The sequence below is a fragment of the Pseudomonas sp. ICMP 8385 genome, from assembly GCF_002699915.1.
Classification (GTDB): domain Bacteria; phylum Pseudomonadota; class Gammaproteobacteria; order Pseudomonadales; family Pseudomonadaceae; genus Aquipseudomonas; species Aquipseudomonas gessardii.
The window spans coordinates 20237-37864 of the sequence record NZ_LKBY01000099.1; the positions used below are offsets into that span (position 1 = coordinate 20237).

19 protein-coding genes are annotated in these 17628 nt (G+C 62.2%); 5 read left to right on the top strand and 14 right to left on the bottom strand.

Going from position 1 to position 17628, the window contains the following annotated elements:
• The first annotated feature begins 27 nt into the window (after positions 1-27).
• The gene (locus tag AO268_RS14615) at positions 28-405 is read left to right on the top strand and encodes an SCP2 sterol-binding domain-containing protein (protein WP_099169071.1); all 378 of its coding nucleotides are present in this window, start codon (positions 28-30) and stop codon (positions 403-405) included.
• A 112-nt stretch (positions 406-517) separates the two neighbouring features.
• Here the strand turns inward: AO268_RS14615 and AO268_RS14620 are convergent, their stop codons facing one another.
• The 6 genes from AO268_RS14620 to exbB form a co-directional block, all read right to left on the bottom strand.
• The gene (locus AO268_RS14620; RefSeq protein WP_076963448.1) at positions 518-1918 is read right to left on the bottom strand and encodes an aminoacyl-tRNA deacylase and HDOD domain-containing protein; all 1401 of its coding nucleotides are present in this window, start codon (positions 1916-1918) and stop codon (positions 518-520) included.
• Between the two features lie 88 nt (positions 1919-2006).
• Positions 2007-4082 (bottom strand): ATP-dependent DNA helicase RecG, encoded by a 2076-nt coding sequence (gene recG, locus AO268_RS14625; RefSeq protein WP_099169072.1) that lies wholly within the window; start codon positions 4080-4082, stop codon positions 2007-2009.
• Positions 4083-4090: 8 nt separating this feature from the next.
• On the bottom strand, positions 4091-5011 hold the full coding sequence (locus tag AO268_RS14630) for a hydrogen peroxide-inducible genes activator (protein WP_076963446.1): 921 nt from the start codon (positions 5009-5011) through the stop codon (positions 4091-4093).
• 238 nt (positions 5012-5249) lie between these two features.
• Positions 5250-5996, bottom strand: coding sequence for a TonB family protein (locus AO268_RS14635; protein ID WP_076963445.1), 747 nt, complete (start codon positions 5994-5996; stop codon positions 5250-5252).
• Positions 5993-6418: a TonB system transport protein ExbD gene (exbD, locus tag AO268_RS14640; RefSeq protein ID WP_029289838.1), complete on the bottom strand. Its 426-nt coding sequence runs from the start codon at positions 6416-6418 to the stop codon at positions 5993-5995. Before exbD ends, AO268_RS14635 begins: the two co-directional genes overlap by 4 nt.
• A gap of 6 nt (positions 6419-6424) precedes the next feature.
• Positions 6425-7429 carry a tonB-system energizer ExbB gene (gene exbB, locus AO268_RS14645; protein ID WP_099169074.1) on the bottom strand — a complete coding sequence of 335 codons (1005 nt, stop codon included), beginning with the start codon at positions 7427-7429 and terminating at the stop codon, positions 6425-6427.
• Positions 7430-7619: 190 nt separating this feature from the next.
• Here exbB and AO268_RS14650 point away from each other — a divergent pair, with 190 nt between their 5' ends.
• On the top strand, positions 7620-8471 hold the full coding sequence (locus AO268_RS14650) for an NAD-dependent epimerase/dehydratase family protein (protein ID WP_099169076.1): 852 nt from the start codon (positions 7620-7622) through the stop codon (positions 8469-8471).
• A 110-nt stretch (positions 8472-8581) separates the two neighbouring features.
• Here AO268_RS14650 and AO268_RS14655 read toward each other — a convergent pair whose 3' ends face one another.
• From AO268_RS14655 to AO268_RS14685, 7 genes are all read right to left on the bottom strand, one after another.
• On the bottom strand, positions 8582-9316 hold the full coding sequence (locus AO268_RS14655) for a hypothetical protein (RefSeq protein WP_076963476.1): 735 nt from the start codon (positions 9314-9316) through the stop codon (positions 8582-8584).
• A gap of 65 nt (positions 9317-9381) precedes the next feature.
• Positions 9382-10125, bottom strand: a complete 744-nt coding sequence (locus AO268_RS14660; protein WP_099169078.1) for a hypothetical protein — start codon at positions 10123-10125, stop codon at positions 9382-9384.
• A gap of 55 nt (positions 10126-10180) precedes the next feature.
• On the bottom strand, positions 10181-10561 hold the full coding sequence (locus AO268_RS14665) for a RidA family protein (protein ID WP_025130815.1): 381 nt from the start codon (positions 10559-10561) through the stop codon (positions 10181-10183).
• 38 nt (positions 10562-10599) lie between these two features.
• Positions 10600-12705 (bottom strand): bifunctional GTP diphosphokinase/guanosine-3',5'-bis pyrophosphate 3'-pyrophosphohydrolase, encoded by a 2106-nt coding sequence (gene spoT / locus AO268_RS14670; RefSeq protein WP_076963441.1) that lies wholly within the window; start codon positions 12703-12705, stop codon positions 10600-10602.
• 60 nt (positions 12706-12765) lie between these two features.
• Positions 12766-13029 carry a DNA-directed RNA polymerase subunit omega gene (gene rpoZ, locus AO268_RS14675; RefSeq protein ID WP_032856811.1) on the bottom strand — a complete coding sequence of 88 codons (264 nt, stop codon included), beginning with the start codon at positions 13027-13029 and terminating at the stop codon, positions 12766-12768.
• Positions 13030-13196: 167 nt separating this feature from the next.
• Positions 13197-13817: a guanylate kinase gene (gene gmk / locus AO268_RS14680; RefSeq protein ID WP_076963440.1), complete on the bottom strand. Its 621-nt coding sequence runs from the start codon at positions 13815-13817 to the stop codon at positions 13197-13199.
• A gap of 10 nt (positions 13818-13827) precedes the next feature.
• On the bottom strand, positions 13828-14691 hold the full coding sequence (locus AO268_RS14685) for a YicC/YloC family endoribonuclease (protein WP_099169080.1): 864 nt from the start codon (positions 14689-14691) through the stop codon (positions 13828-13830).
• Positions 14692-14924: 233 nt separating this feature from the next.
• On the opposite strand from AO268_RS14685, the gene rph reads away from it, so the two are divergent.
• Both rph and AO268_RS14695 read left to right on the top strand, forming a co-directional pair.
• A complete protein-coding gene (gene rph / locus AO268_RS14690) occupies positions 14925-15647 on the top strand; it encodes a ribonuclease PH (RefSeq protein WP_076963438.1) in 723 nt (240 codons plus the stop codon).
• 23 nt (positions 15648-15670) lie between these two features.
• Positions 15671-16039: a DUF4870 domain-containing protein gene (locus AO268_RS14695; protein ID WP_076963437.1), complete on the top strand. Its 369-nt coding sequence runs from the start codon at positions 15671-15673 to the stop codon at positions 16037-16039.
• Between the two features lie 58 nt (positions 16040-16097).
• On the opposite strand, the gene AO268_RS14700 is transcribed toward AO268_RS14695, so the two are convergent.
• A complete protein-coding gene (locus AO268_RS14700) occupies positions 16098-16877 on the bottom strand; it encodes an exodeoxyribonuclease III (protein ID WP_029289816.1) in 780 nt (259 codons plus the stop codon).
• Positions 16878-16959: 82 nt separating this feature from the next.
• Between AO268_RS14700 and pyrE the strand changes: the two genes are divergently transcribed.
• Positions 16960-17604: an orotate phosphoribosyltransferase gene (pyrE, locus tag AO268_RS14705; protein WP_076963436.1), complete on the top strand. Its 645-nt coding sequence runs from the start codon at positions 16960-16962 to the stop codon at positions 17602-17604.
• Positions 17605-17628: the final 24 nt, after the last annotated feature.

A 17628-nucleotide genomic window follows, 5' to 3' on the forward strand; every position in this document is an offset into this window, starting at 1 on the left:
CCCAATAATTACACTGAGGCCGTGTGCATGAAATTTCGTTTTCTCCTGTGGGTGCTGGGCCTGATGATGGCCAAAGCCAGCCGCAACAACCCCGCGTTCCAGCAACAGTTGGGTGACAAGGACCTGGCGTTCCAGTTGCAGACCCTCGACGGCAAGGTTGCCCGTCACTTCATCGTCAAAAACCAGCGCATCACCAGCCACTCGGGTGTGCACCCGGAGCCGGCGTTTGCCATCGCTTTTAAAGACGCCGCCTATGGCTTCGCCACGATGCAGGCGAAGAACAAGCAACTGGCGTTCATGACGGGGATTCAGGACAAGTCGATCCAGATCAAGGGCAACCCGGCCCTGGTGATGTGGTTCCAGGGCTTGACCAAGTATTTGAAGCCGAAGAAAAAGAAGGCCTGAGAGAGCGAGTTGCATTCATCGCAGGCAAGCCAGCTCCCACATTTTGACCTTGGAATGCATTCAAGATGTGGGAGCTGGCTTGCCTGCGATAGCGGTGTAACAGGCGCCAAATTTACCCCTGGCTGAACTGCGACGCCAATTCCCGCAACAACACCTCGGCATCCAGCACCTTGCTCACCACGTCCTCGGCCTTGTCGCGGCTCAGGCCCAGGCGCTCCAGCAACTCGTCCGGAATCTCGGCTTCAGGCCCGGAGCCAATCCCCCGCCCGCGCAGCAAGCGCACGGCCAGGCACACCAGGTTCGGGTATTCGGCGTATTGGCCGTCGTAGCTCGGGTCATGCTGGAAGCGCAGGGCCGTGGACAGCTCTTGCGGCATATCCCAGTAACGCATCAGCCAGGCGCCGATCTGCTCGCGGCTGATGCCCAGCAAGTGTTGCTCGACATAGCTGTGGCACAAGTGCGGGTTGACCTCCAGGTGCCGGCAGATCAGTGAGAAGTGCGGCGGGAAGACGTGGGCCAGCAACAGGTAGCCAAAGTTGTGCAGCAGGCCCGCCAGGTAGGTCAGGCCGGCTTCCGGGCGCTGGGCGCGGGGCATGGCGCGGGTCAGGCCTTCGATCACCGCCGCTGTGTAGATCGACTGGTGCCAGTAGGGCGTGGCCTGTTGCGGATGGTCCTTGGGCAGGCTCAAGGTCTTGCCCAGCGCCAGGCCCAGGGCCAGGTTGATCACCAGGTCGAAGCCCAGCACACGCACAATCGCATCTTCCACCGAGCGGATCTTGCCCGGCGAGGCGTAGTACGGCGAGGCCGCCCAGCTCACCACTTGCGCGGCCAGGGCCGGGTCGGTCTCGACCACGCCGGTGATGTCGTCGATGGTCGCGTTGGGATCGACCCGCAGCTTGATGATCTTTTGCGCGGTGTCGGCCAGCGGCGGGATCTCGATGGTGGCTTCCAGGCGTTGCTGAATACGGCGCGCGGTAAACGCCTGCATCGCCTGGGTGATCTCATCACGGTCGTCGGCAGGGCGGTCGAAGTTGGGGCGGATGCTGCTCAGGGGCTCGCCGAAGTGGGCGGCACTGGCTTTGCTCAACATGCGCTTGAAGTCATCGCTGGCGATTTCCAGCAACACCGTGGCTTCGCCCGAGTGCACCAGCAGGGTCGGCTCGCGTAGCAGGCTTTCTTCGTACAGGCACGGCGAGCTAGTCAGCGGCGGCAGGCCGGGCAGCAGGCTCAGGTGGTGTTTGCCGAGCATACGCTCCAGGCGCTCCGGTGCCACGGCGGTCAGGTTGCGGCCGGTCAGCTCGGTAAGGCGGTTGAGGTCCAGCAACTGGCTCTGGGGGAACAGCACCATCAGGGCGCCCACCGCGTCATCGACCAGTACCGCCTGAACCTTTCGGGCCGGGTTCAGGCCTGGGTGGTCGGTGACTTCCGTGTAGTTGACGGCGAGTTTTGCGAGCAGGTCCCGAATGACCGAGGGTGCGGTCGGTGGGGCTGTGGCGTGGGCAACTTCTGACATGGCCGGATCCAATTTCCTACATTTGCTTGGAGTATAACCAGCTTGGTCCGGCTGAGGGGGTCTAACTGCGGTTTGTGATGGGGGCGGGTCAGACCTGGCCGTATTGTTGGCCGTGGCGCAGCCAGCGATCCAGCAGCGGGCTGACGTGGTGCGGCCAGCGTTCCAGCAGGGCCTGGGCCGCATCGCGCACGGCGGGCAGCAGGTCGGCATCGCGCATCAGGTCAGCCACCTTGAATTGCAGCAGGCCGGTCTGGCGGGTGCCGAGCATCTCGCCGGGGCCGCGCAGTTCCAGGTCTTTTTCGGCGATCACGAAGCCGTCGTTGGTCTCGCGCATGATCCCCAGGCGCTGGCGGCCAATCTGCGACAGCGGCGGATGGTAGAGCAGCACGCAGTGGCTGGCGGCACTGCCCCGGCCGACCCGCCCGCGTAGTTGGTGCAACTGTGCCAGGCCCAGGCGCTCGGGGTTTTCGATGATCATCAGGCTGGCGTTGGGCACGTCCACACCGACCTCGATCACGGTGGTGGCCACCAGCAATTGCAGGTGGCCGGCCTTGAATTCGGCCATCACCGCGGCTTTTTCCGCAGGCTTCATGCGCCCGTGGATCAGCCCGACCTTGAGCTCGCCCAGGGCGCTGGTGAGGTCTTCATAGGTGGTTTCGGCGGCCTGGCAGGTCAGCTCTTCGGACTCTTCGATCAGCGTGCACACCCAATACGCCTGGCGCCCTTCGGCACAGGCGCCGCGCACCCGCTCGATCACTTCGACCCGCCGGGTGTCGGTGACCAGCACCGTATTGACCGGGGTTCGGCCCGGTGGCAGCTCGTCGAGGATCGAGGTGTCGAGGTCGGCGTAGGCACTCATGGCCAGCGTGCGCGGGATCGGGGTAGCGGTCATGATCAACTGGTGCGGGTTCATCCGCCCGCCCACGCCTTTTTCGCGCAGGGCCAGGCGTTGTTGTACGCCGAAGCGGTGCTGTTCGTCGATGATCACCAGGGCCAGGTTCTTGAATTTAACCTCGTCCTGGAACAGCGCATGGGTGCCCACCACCATCGGGGCGCCGGCGGCGATCTGCTCCAGGGCGGCCGTGCGGTTCTTGCCCTTGAGCTTGCCCGCCAGCCACGCGACTTCCAGGCCCAGGGGGTCGAGCCAGCGCTTGAAGGTGATGAAGTGCTGCTCGGCGAGGATCTCGGTCGGCGCCATCAACGCCACCTGGTAACCGGCCTCCAGGGCCTGCAGCGCGGCCAGGGCGGCGACCACGGTCTTGCCAGCGCCGACATCGCCCTGGATCAGGCGCAGCATGGGCTCTTTCTGGCTCAAGTCGTAGGCGATTTCATTGCCGACACGCTGCTGCGCGCCGGTCGGCGCAAAGCCGAGGTTGGCCAGGTACTGCGCGGGCAGGCGCGTGGCCTTGGGCATCGCCGGGGCGCGCAGGGAACGCATGCTTTCGCGCAGGCGTTGCTGGGACAGTTGATGGGTCAGCAGTTCTTCAAAGGCCAGGCGATGCTGGGCCCAGTGATGACCCAGGGCCAGTTCGTCGACATCGGCATCGGCCGGTGGATGGTGCAGGTAGCGGATCGCGTCCGCCAGGGGCGCCAGTTGGTAGTCGCGGGCCAGCTCCTGCGGCAGCCAGTCGGGCAGGCTTTGCGGGCCGAGCAGGGTCAGGGTCTGCATGCACAACTGGCGCAGGCGCTGTTGCGTCAGGCCTTCGGTGAGCGGGTAGATCGGGGTGAGGGTGGTGTCTACCGGCGGCGGCTCGTCGCCGGTAATGGCGCGGTATTCCGGGTGGTAGATCTCCAGGCCTGATGCCCCTGGCCGCGCTTCACCGTAGCAACGCACGCGAGTGCCGCGCTTGAGGCCTTCCTTTTGCGCATTGCTGAAATGGTAGAAACGCAGGCTCAGGCCACCGGTGCCGTCCTGCAGGCGTACCACCAGGCTGCGACGCTTGCCCATCACCACATCGGCACCGCTGACGGTGCCTTCGACCACGGCATCCTGCCCAGGGCGCAGATGGCCGATGGGCACCACGCGGGTGCGGTCCTGGTAACGCAGGGGCAGGTGAAAGAGCACGTCCTGGAGGTTTTCCAGGCCGACCTTGGCCAGTTTCTCGGCCATGGCTTCACCGACACCCTTGAGTGCCGTCACCGACACCTGCGACAGCTCAGTCATACACGCACTTAGCTCGCGGCAGGCGGCTTGGCCACCGAGCACAGGCGGATCGAGTCGGCGAGGATCTCAATGGCTTTCGGGCGTGGGAAGCTGGCGCGCCAGGCAATCGCCACGGTGCGGAACGGCACGGGTGGGGTGAGCGGACGCACTTCGATCACGCCGGCGGCGTAGTGATGGCTGTCCACGGCCGACAGCGGCAGGATCGAGATGCCCAGGCCGGACGCGACCATATGGCGAATAGTCTCCAGGGAGCTGGACTCCACGGTAGTGTGCTTGGCGCCGTCGTTGCCCTTGGTCAGGGTCGGGCAGGCTTCCAGTACCTGGTCGCGGAAGCAGTGGCCTTCGCCGAGCAGCAGCAGGCTCTTGTCGTTGAGCAGGCTGGCGTCGATGGTGTCTTTTTGCGTCCACGGGTGGGAGGCGGGCATCAGCACGTAGAACGGCTCGTCGTAGAGCGGCAATGTCAGCACGTCGGCTTCGTTGAACGGCAGGGCGATGATGATCGCGTCCAACTCACCGTTGCGCAGCTTGTCGCGCAGGACGTGGGTGAAGTTTTCTTCGATATACAACGGCATCTGCGGCGCGACGCGGTGCAGTTGCGGGATCAGGTGCGGGAACAGGTACGGGCCGACGGTGTAGATCGCGCCGACTTTCAGCGGGGCGGTCAGCTGGTTCTTGCCGGCCTGGGCCAGTTCACGAATGCTCTGGGCCTGTTCCAGCACCTTCTGGGCCTGGGCCACAATGCCTTCGCCGACCGGGGTGAGGCGCACGGCGCTTTTGCTGCGCTCGAAAATCAGCACACCGAGTTCGTCTTCAAGCTTCTTCACACCCACCGACAGCGTCGGCTGGCTGACATGGCAACGTTCGGCGGCATGGCCGAAGTGTTGCTCTTGGGCGAGGGTCACGATGTAGCGTAATTCTGTAAGAGTCATAGCGGGCGTCCATGAGGTTGCGGGCCAAGCATACCGGCTGCAATCGAGAGGCGCACGTTATCAGAACTAGATTGAGGATTGAGGGGTTTGTGCGGGGGATTTTGCTTAATGGCGTTGGCAGCTTTGTGTGTGGGGGTGGGCTTGCTCGCGATGGCGGTGTGTCAGTCACTGTGGATGTTGACTGTTACAACGTTATCGCGGGCAAGCCCGCTCCCACACAAGCCCGCTCCTACAGGGATCAGCGGCGGCGCTTCTCGATGTTGTAGACAAACGGCGCAACGATTTCGATGCTGCCGTTTTTCAACATATCGGCCGGTGGCTTGGGCAGCGGCTGGGCCCGACGGATCATCTCCAGGGTGGCGCGGTCCAGGTCGGCGTTGCCGGAGCGGCCCACCAGCTCATAGGACAGCACCTTGCCTTCGGCATCCACCACGAACCGCAAGCGGTTCAAGCCTTCCTTGCCACGGGCCTGGGCGCCTGGCGGGTATTTCTTGTACTTCGCCAGGTGGCCGAGCAGCGTGCTTTCCCAGGTGGCCTTGGCCGCGACCTGCGCCGGCGACGGGCCGGGTTGCGGCTGCGCGGACTTTTCCGAAGGCGCGTTGTTCTGAGGGGTTTCGCTCGGCGGGTCCTCGGAAGGTTTCTCCTTGGGCGGCTCGACCTTTTTCTCAGGCTTGGGCGGCTGCGGCTTGGGTTTTGGCTTGACCGGCTTGGGCACGGAAATCGTGGGTTTGGGTGCTTCGGCCAGTTTCGGCAAGGGCAACTCTTCCACCGGTGCCGGCGGTTGCGGAGGCGTCACCACCTTCGGCGGGGCCGGAGGCGGTGGTGCCGGCATCGGCGCCAGGTCGATGACCATGGCAGCCGGTGGCAACTGCACCATCTGTGGCGCCGACCACTGGAGCGCGAGGATGATCGCGACGGCGTGGACGCCCAGCACGACGGCGAGGCTGGTGCCATAACGCGTCAGTTTGTGGCGCGTCGTGATCATTTCTTGGCTGCCGTCTCAAGTCCGACCAAGCCGACCTTGAGGTAGCCGGCTGCCCGCAGGGCATCCATCACGCTCATCAGGTCGCCATAGTCCACGCCCTTGTCGGCCTGGAAGAAGATCGTCGTGTCTTTCTTGCCCTGGGTGCGGGCATCGAGCACCGCACCGAGGGTTTCGGATTTGACTTCTTCTTCGCCCAAGAACAGACGCTGGTCAGCCTTGACGCTGAGGAACACCGGTTTCTCCGGCCGGGGCGCGGGTTTCGCGCTGGAGGCGGGGAGGTCGACCTTGATGTCCACCGTGGCCAGGGGGGCTGCCACCATGAAGATGATCAGCAGAACCAGCATCACGTCGATAAACGGCGTGACGTTGATTTCGTGGTTCTCGACGAGCTCGTCGTCGCCTTGATTCAAATGCAGGCCCATGGCCGATTACCCCACTTTCACCATGTGCGGTTGCGAGCTGCGCTCGGTAGGCAGGTGATCGAGGTCACGGCTGACCAGCAGCAGGACTTCTGCCGAAGCATCCGACACCTGGGCCTTGTAGCCGGCGATCGAACGGGCGAACACGTTGTAGATCACCACCGCCGGAATCGCGGCGACCAGGCCCAGGGCGGTTGCCAGCAGGGCTTCGGCGATGCCGGGAGCAACCACGGCGAGGTTGGTGGTCTGGGTCTTGGCGATGCCGATGAAGCTGTTCATGATGCCCCACACGGTGCCGAACAGGCCGACGAATGGTGCGGTGGAACCGATGGTTGCCAGCACGCCGGTGCCGCTGCTCATGTTGCGGCCGCAGGCTGCTACCAGGCGTTCCAGGCGGAAGCTCACACGCTCCTTGATGCCTTCCTTTTCCCGGGTGTTGGCCGACAGGCGCATTTCTTCCAGCGCGTCGTGTACCAGCAGGTGCGCCAGGGTGCCCTTGATGGCCGCGCTTTCGCTGGCTTCCTTGAGGGTGGTGGCTTTTTTCAGGTTGGTGATTTCAGTGCGCAGGCGGCGTTTGGCGCCCAGCAGCTCAAAGCCTTTGGCGATCCAGATGGTCCAGGTGATGATCGAGGCGATGGCCAGGCCGATCATCACGATCTTCACGATGATGTCGGCGTTCTGGTACATGCCCCACGGCGACAGGTCGTGGGCCATGCCCAGGGTGTTGTCTTCTTCCAGGACCAGGCCGGTTTCATCTGTCGGGGCTACGCCCTCGGCAGCGGCCGGGTCGGTGGCGGCAGGTACGGCCGCCTGAGCGCCTGGTACTGCGCCGGCTTGCTCAGGTGCGGCAGCGGCTGGGGCCGTAGCGGCAGGCGGGGTGGCCGGTGCCGTGGCATCGGCGAATGCGGCGGTCGGAGCCAGCAGGACGCTGAACAGCAACGCAGTGATCGCGCGCCAGACGCGGGACGGGCTGTGAGGCTTGGTTGGCGAAGCGGGGAGGTTATTGCGTGTCATGCTGGCCGGACCTGAGAGGAAAAAATAAGGGCTTGTCCTGCCAGACCGCGAGAGGGTCGAGGACAAATGGGCGGTTATTATTGCAAGTAATTCTTGTTAACAGAAGTAATACAGTAACTTTATTTGTGCTTTTTCTGGCCGCTGGTCACCTGCGAGGGCTAATCTAGACCTTTGAGAACGGAGTTTTGTGATGTCTGCGCCTTCTGTGGTGATTGCCGGTTGTGGTGATGTAGGTAGTCGGCTGGCAAGTCAATTGCTGGCTGCCGGATGGGAGGTGCATGGCCTGCGACGCAATGTCTCGCGCCTGCCGCAAGGGGTGATCGGGATTGCCGGCGACCTGTTCAAAAAGGACTGCCCCGACACCTGGCCGATCGGCGGCGTGGACTACCTGGTGTACTGCGCAGCCGCCACCGATCATGACGAAGCGGGCTATCGCAAAGCCTATGTCGAAGGTTTGCAACATGTGTTGGAGTGGCTCGATGACTACGGCCAGCAGCCCAAGCAGTTGCTATTTGTGTCCAGCAGCAGCGTCTATGGGCAGCAAAACGGCGAATGGGTCGATGAGACGTCGCCTACCCAGGCCATTGGCTATTCCGGGCAGGTGATGCTGGAAGCCGAGCAAGTGGCTTTCGACAGCAGTATCCCGGCCACGACCGTGCGCTTGACCGGTATCTACGGGCCTGGGCGTGAGTGGTTGTTGAGCCAGGTGCGCCAGGGCTATCGCGTGGCGGTCGAGCCACCTTTATATGGCAACCGTATCCATGTCGATGATGCCGCGGGGCTGCTAGCCTTTTTGTTGCTGCATGTGGAGCAGGGCGGTGTGTTGGACAAGGTCTATATCGGCGTCGATGATGCGCCGGCACCGCTGGCTGAAGTCGTGGGCTGGCTGCGTGAATACCTCGGGGTGACCGAGTGGGCCGAAGACGCCAGTGTGCGGCGCTCCGGCAGCAAGCAGTGCAGCAATGCGCGGGCCAGGGCGCTGGGGTGGACACCAACCTATCCGAGTTATCGCGAAGGCTATGCCGCGATCCTCAAGGGCTGAAACGCGGTCAAAAATGTGGGAACGGGCTTGCTCGCGATAGCGGGATGTCAGGGAGCAGATCTGTCGACTGACCCACCGCTATCGCGAGCAAGCCCGCTCCCACATTTAGGTTACTGTTTTTCCAGCAACCACTGGCGCGGCCCGGGGCTCAACTGAGGTATTTCGTCTGGCCGGGAATGGTTGATCGCCTGGAAGATTCCCAGCGTTTTGCCGTAGCGTACGAAAATCCAGCTGTCTCCCACATCGCCTTTGCCCAGATACAGGGTGTCATTGCCGGCGCCCTGAGTGGCGCAATCCCCGCCCAGGCACAGCTCGTAGCGGTCATTCTTCCCCAGGCCCGACAGGTTGCCATCCGCATTGAACACTACGGTGCCGCCGGCGCCCTGGCCTTCGAGGATTTTCCATAGGCCACCCAGATAGGCTGAGTTCAGCTCCTGCCGGAATGTACTGCCCCATTGCGCGCCCGCCAGAGCGGGTGGATGGGGGCGTTGGAACACTTGGCCGGGAAGATCCTTGCGAGGCAATTGGAGCAGTTGCTGATCATTAAGGTGCAGTTCGTCACGGCTGTAGCCGTTGTGGTCGACGGTCCAGGCATTGGGTGCTTTTGGCAGTAGTTGGCCTTCATCGACCTCAAAGGCACTGCTGGCATGAGCTTGGCCTGTGCGGGTGTCGACATGCCACTCCAGATTATTGCCGTTGGCCTGCAGGCTTTTGAGCAGCGGCCGGCCCTGGGCGGCGGTTTCGATGGCGGCCTGGTTGATCCAGATCCCACTGATGTCGGCGGGTTGCGACACTTGGGTGCAACCGCCCAGCAAGGCCAGGCCAATGAGCAATGGTTTGAGCATGGAGTAGTCCGAGGCAAAGGAGTGCAACTCACAAAAAAGGAGCCCGTAAGCTCCTTTGTTCTGTATCACTGCTTTTCCAGCAACCACTGGCGCGGCCCGGGGGTAAACGAAGGCACTTCGTCGGCCTGGGACGTATTGATCGCCTGGAAAATCTCCAGTTGCTTGCCATTGCGGCTGAAGATCCATGGGTTGCCCTGGCCGCCTTGTTGCAACCAGATGCTGTCGTAGCCACCGCTCATGGAGGCGCAGTCGCCCGCCAGGCACAGTGAATACTGGTCGGCGCCGGGCAGGCCGGTGACTTGGCCGTTGGCCTGGAACTGTACGGTCGCGCCCTGGCCACTGCCGCTGGTGATTTTCCAGCTGCCGCCCATATAGGCCGAGTACAGCGTCCGTTCAAAGTTGGCACCCAGAGGCGCACCTTCGGGGGCAGGGTCCTTGGGGCGGCCAAAGAGCTGTTCGGGCTCGTTGTCGTTGGCCACTTGCAGCAGCTGCCTGCCCTTGCGCTTGAGCTCGGTGGTCGAACTGCCGTAGAAATCAACGTTCCAGGTGCCGGACTTTTCGCCGGCCAACTTGCCTTCAGGGCGCTCGAAGCCATTGAAGTAGCGCGCCTGGTTGGCCCGGGTGTTGACCTCCCATTCGAGGTTCGGGCCATAAGCCTGCAGGGCCTCACGCAAAGGACCGCCCTTGGAGGCCGCATCGATGGCGACCTGGTTGATCCAGGTGCCGCTCACATCCCGGGCGGCAGGATTGCTGGCGCAGCCGCCGAGGAGCAGGGCGAGCAGCGTGGAGGCAACGAGCGCTTTGCGCATTACGAAATCCTTTTAAAACGAAGTCGGCGCAACCCGTGGGGTTGCGCCGAATGTATTACTCGATGACCAGAATCGCGTCCATCTCAACCTGCGAACCCTTTGGCAGGGCGGCAACGCCAATGGCGGCGCGGGCTGGGTAGGGCTGTTCAAAGTACTTGCCCATGATCTCGTTGACCTTGGCGAAGTGGCTCAGGTCGGTAAGGAAGATGTTCAGCTTGACGATGTCCTTGAACGAACCGCCCGCGGCTTCGGCTACCGACTTGAGGTTTTCAAAGACTTGCACGGTCTGGGCTTCAAAGCCTTCAACCAGTTCCATGGTCTTTGGGTCCAGGGGGATCTGGCCGGACATGTAGACGGTGTTGCCCGCCTTGATCGCCTGGGAATAAGTACCGATGGCGGCAGGTGCCTTGTCGCTGGTGATAACAGTCTTGGTCATGAATGACTCCTTGTAATGTCCGGGCTATAGGGAGGGCGTTATGCGCGCATGCGAGTGATGCGGATAACCCCGGTCAGGGCACGCAGTTTCTTGATCACGCGGGCCAGGTGTACACGGTCGTGTACGCTGACCACCAGTTGAACCACGCTGATGCGACCATCGCGCTCGTCCATGCTGATTTTTTCGATATTGCCGTCGGCGGCGTTGACACTGCTGGCCAGCAGGGCGATCAGGCCACGCTGGTGCTCCAGCTCGACCCGCAGCTCGACATTGAATTCGCCGGTCACATCCTTGGCCCAGGACAGCTGGATGCATTTTTCCGGGTTGTGGCGGATTTCGCTGATATTGCGGCAGTTGTCCAGGTGCACCACCATGCCTTTGCCGGCGGACAGGTGCCCGACAATCGGGTCGCCCGGGATCGGCGTGCAGCATTTGGCGTAGCTCAGGACCAGGCCTTCGGTGCCGCGAATGGCCAGCGGGCCTTCAGGGCTCGGCAGTTGCTCGCCTTCGCCGAGCAGGCGGCGGGCGACCACGTAGGCCATGCGGTTGCCCAGGCCGATATCTTCGAGCAAGTCCTCGATGGCTTCCTGGCGGTACTCAAGGAGTATGGCCTGGACGCGCTCGCTGGGAATTTTCTCCAGGGAGCTGTCGAAACCGTTGAGCACCTTGTTCAGCAGGCGTTCGCCCAGGCTGATGGACTCGGAGCGGCGTTGCAGCTTCAGGGCATGACGGATATGGGTGCGGGCCTTGCCGGTGACCACGAAGTTGAGCCAGGCCGGATTCGGTCGGGCCCCCGGGGCGCTGACGATCTCCACGGTGGAGCCGCTTTGCAGCGGCTCCGACAGCGGGGCCAGGCGACGGTTGATCCGGCAGGCGATGCAGCTGTTGCCGACGTCGGTGTGCACCGCGTAGGCAAAGTCGACCGCCGTAGAGCCCTTGGGCAGCTCCATGATCCGGCCTTTGGGCGTGAACACGTAGACCTCGTCCGGGAACAGGTCGATCTTCACGCTTTCGATAAATTCCAGGGAGTTGCCGGCACGTTGCTGCATTTCCAGCACGCCCTTGACCCATTGGCGGGCGCGGGCATGGGTGCCTTTGGGCTGCTCGTCGCCACTGGATTTGTACAGCCAGTGGGCGGCGATGCCGTTATTGGCCATCTCTTCCATTTCCCGGGTGCGGATCTGGATCTCGATCGGCACCCCATGCATACCGAACAGCGTGGTATGCAGCGACTGATAGCCGTTGGCCTTGGGAATGGCAATGTAGTCTTTGAAGCGGCCTGGCAGGGGTTTGTACAAATTGTGTACAGCGCCCAGCACGCGGTAGCAGGTATCGACCTTGTCGACGATGATTCGGAACGCATACACGTCCATGATCTCGTTGAAGGCCCGGCGCTTGCCGCGCATCTTCTTGTAGATGCCGTAGATATGCTTCTGCCGGCCGCTGACCTCGCCTTCAATCTCGTCGATTGCCAGGCAATGGCTCAGGGATTCTTCGATCTTGTTGACGATTTCCTTGCGATTGCCCCGGGCGCGCTTGACCGCCTGGTAGATGCGCGCCGAGCGCATCGGGTGCATCGCCTTGAAGCCAAGGTCCTCGAATTCGATACGAATGGCATGCATGCCCAGCCGGTTGGCAATGGGCGCGTAGATTTCCAGGGTTTCCTTGGCGATGCGCCGGCGTTTTTCACCGGACAGCACTTCCAGCGTGCGCATGTTGTGCAGCCGGTCGGCCAGCTTGACCAGGATCACCCGGATATCCCGGGCCATGGCCATGGCCATTTTCTGGAAGTTTTCCGCCTGGGCCTCGGCCTTGGTCTCGAAGTTCATCTGGGTCAGCTTGCTGACCCCGTCGACCAGGTCGGCCACGGTTTCGCCAAATTGCGCGCTGAGCGCTTCCTTGGCAATGCCGGTGTCTTCGATCACGTCATGCAGCATCGCGGCCATCAGGCTCTGATGGTCCATGTGCATGTCGGCAAGAATATTGGCCACCGCAAGAGGATGGGTGACATACGCCTCGCCGCTGCGGCGGCGTTGGCCGTCGTGGGCTTGTTCGGCGTAGAAATACGCTCGGCGGACCAGGTTGACCTGGTCGGTGCCGAGGTAGGTCGATAAGCGATCGGCGAGGGCGTCTATGCTCGGCAAGGTATTAACTCCTGCCGAAGGCTGTGACCCCGCGCCGTGCTACGTCGACCAGGCATAGGCTTAGACGGCCTCGTTGGACTCGTCCTCGAACGCTGCAAACAGCGGTTCGTCTTCAACGATTTCAGCGCTGGCAATGTAGTCATAGCTCATCACGCCGGCCGCGATTTCGCGCAGGGCCATCACGGTAGGCTTGTCATTTTCCCAATTGAGCAGTGGCTCTTTGCCGCCAGTGGCCAATTGACGGGCACGCTTGGTAGAGAGCATGACCAGCTCAAAGCGGTTATCCACGTGTTCTAGGCAGTCTTCAACGGTTACGCGGGCCATGGTATTCCTCGGAGCGAATGCAAGATGCGCGCTGCCCGGTTGGGCGAGCGGACTCAACAGTTTAAAAAATCACCAGCGTTTAGGGAAGCGCTGATTTTCCGCAGGCCCCGGCAAACACGCTACAAGGGCCAATGTAAGGCCCTTGCAGCGGTTTTGGGAAGAGCCATTCAACCGAGCAGTTCGGCCAACAATTTGCCAAAACGCTGCTGTTGGCGCTTTTGCTGGAGCTGATTGGCGCGGAAAATCGCCTTCAGGTCGTCCAGGGCGTGGGCAAAATCGTCGTTGATGATCAGATAGTCATAGTCCACATAGTGGCTCATTTCGCTGACCGCTTCGCGCATGCGCCCGTCGATGATCTCGTCGCTGTCCTGGCCGCGGTTGGTCAGGCGCTGGTGCAAGGCCTCCAGGGACGGCGGCAGGATGAAGACCGAGCGTGCCTTGGGCATCAATCGGCGTACCTGTTCGGCGCCCTGCCAGTCGATTTCCAGGATCAGGTCGTGACCTTCGTCGAGGGTCTGCTGCAAATGGCTCTGGGACGTGCCATAGAGGTTGCCGAACACCTCGGCGCGCTCCAGGAAGTCGCCGTGTTCGATCATCTTCACGAACTCGCTGCGCTCGACGAAGTGATAGTTCACGCCGTTCACCTCACCGGGGCGCATGGCGCGGGTGGTGTGGGAGACCGAGACGCGGATTTGCGGGTTGGTGTCGGTCAGGGCCTTGACCAGGCTGCTTTTGCCCGCGCCCGAGGGTGCGGAAATGATGTACAGGGTGCCGGTGCTGTGGGTCATGGGAGTTGCCTTACTCAATATTCTGTACTTGTTCGCGCATTTGCTCGATCAACACTTTGAGGTTGACCGCAGCCGTGGTGCTGCGCGGGTCGAAGGCTTTGGAGCCCAGTGTATTGGCTTCGCGGTTGAGTTCCTGCATCAGGAAGTCCAGGCGCCGACCAGCGGCACCCGCCGACTTGAGCACGCGGCGCACTTCCAGGATGTGGGTGCTCAGGCGGTCGAGTTCTTCGGCGACGTCGCTTTTTTGCGCGAGCAGGACCATTTCTTGTTCCAGGCGCAGCGGATCGAGGTCGGTCTTCATGTCGGCGAAGCGGTCGAGGACTTTCTGGCGCTGGGTGGCCAGCATTTGCGGCACCAGCTCGCGCAGGGTCACGACGTCGGCCTCGATGGCGTTCAGGCGCTCGTTGATCAGCCGGGCCAGCTCGGCGCCTTCGCGCTCGCGGCCGGCCTTGAGCTCCTTGAGGCCCTGGTTGAACAGGGCCAGGGCCTCGGCATTCAGCGCCTGCGGGTCAGTGGCGTCGGCCACCAGCACGCCAGGCCAGGCCAACACTTCCAGCGGGTTCAGGGCCGCTGGCTGCTTGATCAGGCTGGCGATGGTCTCGGCGGCGGCGACCAGTTGCGCGGCGCGCTCGCGGTCAACCTGCAGCGGCTTGCCGGTGGTTTCCTCGGTAAAGCGCAGGGTGCACTCCAGTTTGCCGCGGGAGATACCGGCGCGCAGGGCTTCGCGTACGGCGCCCTCCAGGTCGCGAAAGGACTCGGGCAAGCGCAGGTGCGGCTCCAGGTAGCGGCTGTTGACCGAGCGCAATTCCCAGCTCAGGGTGCCCTGGGCCCCGGCTTTTTCGACGCGGGCGAAGGCGGTCATGCTGTGCACCATGGGGGTACCTCGCGATACAGTCCCGCAAACGGGCGGGCTGGTGGGTAGATTGAAGCCGACTGGCTGCGAAGGCGCAGGATTGTAGCGCAACGGGGCGGGCGCCCCCAAATGCGGGCTGTGACAAAGGGTGCCAGGGCTTGTCCATTCGTTACCGAATTTATTAGCAGTGCCGAGAAGCGGCCTGCGGCTCTATAATGCTCGGCAGTTTTTCGTCCTCAGTACAGGTATCCCCTATGAAACGTCCAAGTGGTCGCGCTGCCGATCAGCTCCGCTCGATCCGCATCACCCGCAACTACACCAAACACGCCGAGGGATCTGTACTGGTCGAGTTTGGCGATACCAAGGTCATCTGCACCGTCAGCGTCGAAAACGGCGTGCCGCGTTTCCTCAAGGGGCAGGGCCAGGGCTGGTTGACCGCCGAATACGGCATGTTGCCGCGCGCCACCGGCGAGCGTAACCAGCGTGAAGCCAGCCGTGGCAAGCAGGGCGGTCGCACCCTGGAGATCCAGCGCCTGATCGGCCGTTCCCTGCGCGCGGCGCTGGACATGTCCAAGCTGGGTGATGTGACCCTGTACGTCGACTGCGATGTGATCCAGGCCGACGGCGGCACCCGCACCGCCTCCATCACCGGCGCCATGGTGGCGCTGGTCGATGCGCTGAAAGTGATCAAGAAACGCGGTGGCCTGAAAGGCGGCGACCCGCTCAAGCAGATGATTGCCGCCGTATCGGTGGGCATGTATCAGGGCGAGCCGGTGCTGGACCTGGACTACCTGGAAGACTCGGCGGCCGAGACCGACCTGAACGTGGTCATGACCAGCACCGGTGGGTTCATCGAAGTGCAGGGCACCGCCGAAGGCGCGCCATTCCAGCCGGCAGACCTGAACGCCATGCTGGCCCTGGCCCAGAAAGGCATGAGCGAAATCTTCGATCTGCAGAACGCCGCACTGGCTGACTGAAACCGACCTCAAGGAGCAACGCCATGAGTGACAACCAGCTTCCCGTGTCAGCCCAGAACAAGGAAGTGCGCCAGTGGGCCATGCTCTGTCACTTTGCGGCGTTCCTGGGCCTGGTGTTCCCCTTTGGCAGTGTGCTGGGGCCGTTGATCCTATGGCAGGTGAAGAAGGACATGGACCCGCTGATCGATGACCAGGGCAAGGAAGCGCTGAACTTCCAGCTGACCGTGGCCATTGCCTGGCTGGTCTGTTTTGTCCTGGGGTTCGTGGTGATTGGCTTCCTGCTGATGGTGGTGTTGGTGATTGCCGCGCTGGTGTTGACCATCATCGGCGGGATCAAGGCCAACAAAGGCATTGCCTACCGTTACCCGCTCACCTGGCGATTGATCAAATAATGATCGCCCACAAAAAAACCGACAGTGATGTCGGTTTTTTTGTACCTGGATATTGACCTCAGATGGTCAAGGTCCAGTCGTAGTCCACGATCAACGGCGCGTGTTGCGAGAAGCGCGGTTGACGCGGCAAGCGTGCGCTGCGGACAAACCGGCGCAGGCCGGGGGTCAGCAACTGGTAGTCAAAACGCCAGCCCAGGTTGAGCATCTCGGCCTGTTCGTTGTCCGGCCACCAGCTGTACTGGTCGCCTTCGCGGCTGACTTCACGCAGGGCATCTACATAACCCATGTTGCCGACAATCTCGTCCATCCAGGCCCGTTCCGGCGCCAGGAAACCCGGGGATTGCTGGCTGTCGCGCCAGTTCTTGATATCCAGCTTCTGTTGCGCCACGTACAACGAGCCACAATAAATGTACTCGCGACGTTTGCGCCGCTGTTTATCCAGATAACGGGCGAAATCGTCCATTAGCTTGAACTTCTGGTTCAAGTCTTCGTCGCCGTTCATCCCCGAAGGGAGCAACAAGGTAGCAATACTGACTTTGTCGAAATCGGCTTGCAGGTAGCGCCCGTAGCGATCGGCTGTCTCGAAGCCGAGGCCGCTGATGACCGCCTTGGGTTGCAACCGTGAGTACAGAGCCACGCCACCTTGGGCGGGGACTTCGGCATCACAGGCATAAAGGAAGTAGCCATCCAGTTGGAAGGCTGGGTCGTCCAGTTCAAAGGCGGAGGCGCGGGTGTCCTGCAGGCAGATGACGTCGGCATTCTGGGCTTGCAGCCAACTGAGCAAACCACGCTCGACTGCAGCCTGAATACCATTAACGTTCACACTGATGATCCGCATAAATGGCCCCAAAAATCGCGTGCGTGTATGATACACGCCGTCTACCTATTTAGCTAAATCCGTGGTATCTGAGGCTTTTTTCATGCAGGCGTATCAACGCGATTTCATTCGTTTTGCCATCGATCGCGGGGTTTTGCGCTTCGGTGAGTTCACCCTCAAGTCCGGGCGTACCAGCCCATACTTCTTCAATGCCGGCCTGTTCAACTCGGGTTCTGCCCTGGCACAACTGGGTCGTTTCTACGCGGCAGCCATCGTTGAAAGCGGTATTGCCTTCGACGTGCTGTTTGGCCCGGCCTACAAAGGCATCCCGTTGGCCGCCGCCACTGCCGTGGCCCTGGCGGAACATCACGGGCGGGATCTGCCATGGTGCTTCAACCGCAAGGAAGCCAAGGCCCACGGCGAAGGCGGCAGCCTGGTCGGCGCGCCGCTGACCGGCGATGTGCTGATCATCGATGACGTGATCACCGCCGGCACCGCGATTCGTGAAGTGATGCAGATCATTGCGTCCCAGGACGGCGCCAAGGCCGCTGGCGTGCTGATCGCGTTGAACCGCCAGGAGCGCGGCAACGGTGAATTGTCGGCAATCCAGGAAGTGGAGCGTGACTTCGGGATTCCCGTGGTGAGCATCGTGTCGCTGAGCCAGGTGTTGCAGTTCCTGGAAGATGATCCGGCGCTCAAGCAGCATCTGCCGGCAGTCAAGGCCTATCGCGAGCAGTTCGGCGTCTGATGGGGGCGGTTGTGCAGCCCGTTG

What these genes read in the sequence shown, in the direction of transcription:
- AO268_RS14615 (WP_099169071.1), top strand. Translation starts at nt 28, where the DNA reads ATGAAATTTCGTTTTCTCCTGTGGGTGCTGGGCCTGATGATGGCCAAA.
- AO268_RS14620 (WP_076963448.1), bottom strand. Translation starts at nt 1,918, where the DNA reads ATGTCAGAAGTTGCCCACGCCACAGCCCCACCGACCGCACCCTCGGTC.
- recG (WP_099169072.1), bottom strand. Translation starts at nt 4,082, where the DNA reads ATGACTGAGCTGTCGCAGGTGTCGGTGACGGCACTCAAGGGTGTCGGT.
- AO268_RS14630 (WP_076963446.1), bottom strand. Translation starts at nt 5,011, where the DNA reads ATGACTCTTACAGAATTACGCTACATCGTGACCCTCGCCCAAGAGCAA.
- AO268_RS14635 (WP_076963445.1), bottom strand. Translation starts at nt 5,996, where the DNA reads ATGATCACGACGCGCCACAAACTGACGCGTTATGGCACCAGCCTCGCC.
- exbD (WP_029289838.1), bottom strand. Translation starts at nt 6,418, where the DNA reads ATGGGCCTGCATTTGAATCAAGGCGACGACGAGCTCGTCGAGAACCAC.
- exbB (WP_099169074.1), bottom strand. Translation starts at nt 7,429, where the DNA reads ATGACACGCAATAACCTCCCCGCTTCGCCAACCAAGCCTCACAGCCCG.
- AO268_RS14650 (WP_099169076.1), top strand. Translation starts at nt 7,620, where the DNA reads ATGTCTGCGCCTTCTGTGGTGATTGCCGGTTGTGGTGATGTAGGTAGT.
- AO268_RS14655 (WP_076963476.1), bottom strand. Translation starts at nt 9,316, where the DNA reads ATGCTCAAACCATTGCTCATTGGCCTGGCCTTGCTGGGCGGTTGCACC.
- AO268_RS14660 (WP_099169078.1), bottom strand. Translation starts at nt 10,125, where the DNA reads ATGCGCAAAGCGCTCGTTGCCTCCACGCTGCTCGCCCTGCTCCTCGGC.
- AO268_RS14665 (WP_025130815.1), bottom strand. Translation starts at nt 10,561, where the DNA reads ATGACCAAGACTGTTATCACCAGCGACAAGGCACCTGCCGCCATCGGT.
- rpoZ (WP_032856811.1), bottom strand. Translation starts at nt 13,029, where the DNA reads ATGGCCCGCGTAACCGTTGAAGACTGCCTAGAACACGTGGATAACCGC.
- gmk (WP_076963440.1), bottom strand. Translation starts at nt 13,817, where the DNA reads ATGACCCACAGCACCGGCACCCTGTACATCATTTCCGCACCCTCGGGC.
- AO268_RS14685 (WP_099169080.1), bottom strand. Translation starts at nt 14,691, where the DNA reads ATGGTGCACAGCATGACCGCCTTCGCCCGCGTCGAAAAAGCCGGGGCC.
- rph (WP_076963438.1), top strand. Translation starts at nt 14,925, where the DNA reads ATGAAACGTCCAAGTGGTCGCGCTGCCGATCAGCTCCGCTCGATCCGC.
- AO268_RS14695 (WP_076963437.1), top strand. Translation starts at nt 15,671, where the DNA reads ATGAGTGACAACCAGCTTCCCGTGTCAGCCCAGAACAAGGAAGTGCGC.
- AO268_RS14700 (WP_029289816.1), bottom strand. Translation starts at nt 16,877, where the DNA reads ATGCGGATCATCAGTGTGAACGTTAATGGTATTCAGGCTGCAGTCGAG.
- pyrE (WP_076963436.1), top strand. Translation starts at nt 16,960, where the DNA reads ATGCAGGCGTATCAACGCGATTTCATTCGTTTTGCCATCGATCGCGGG.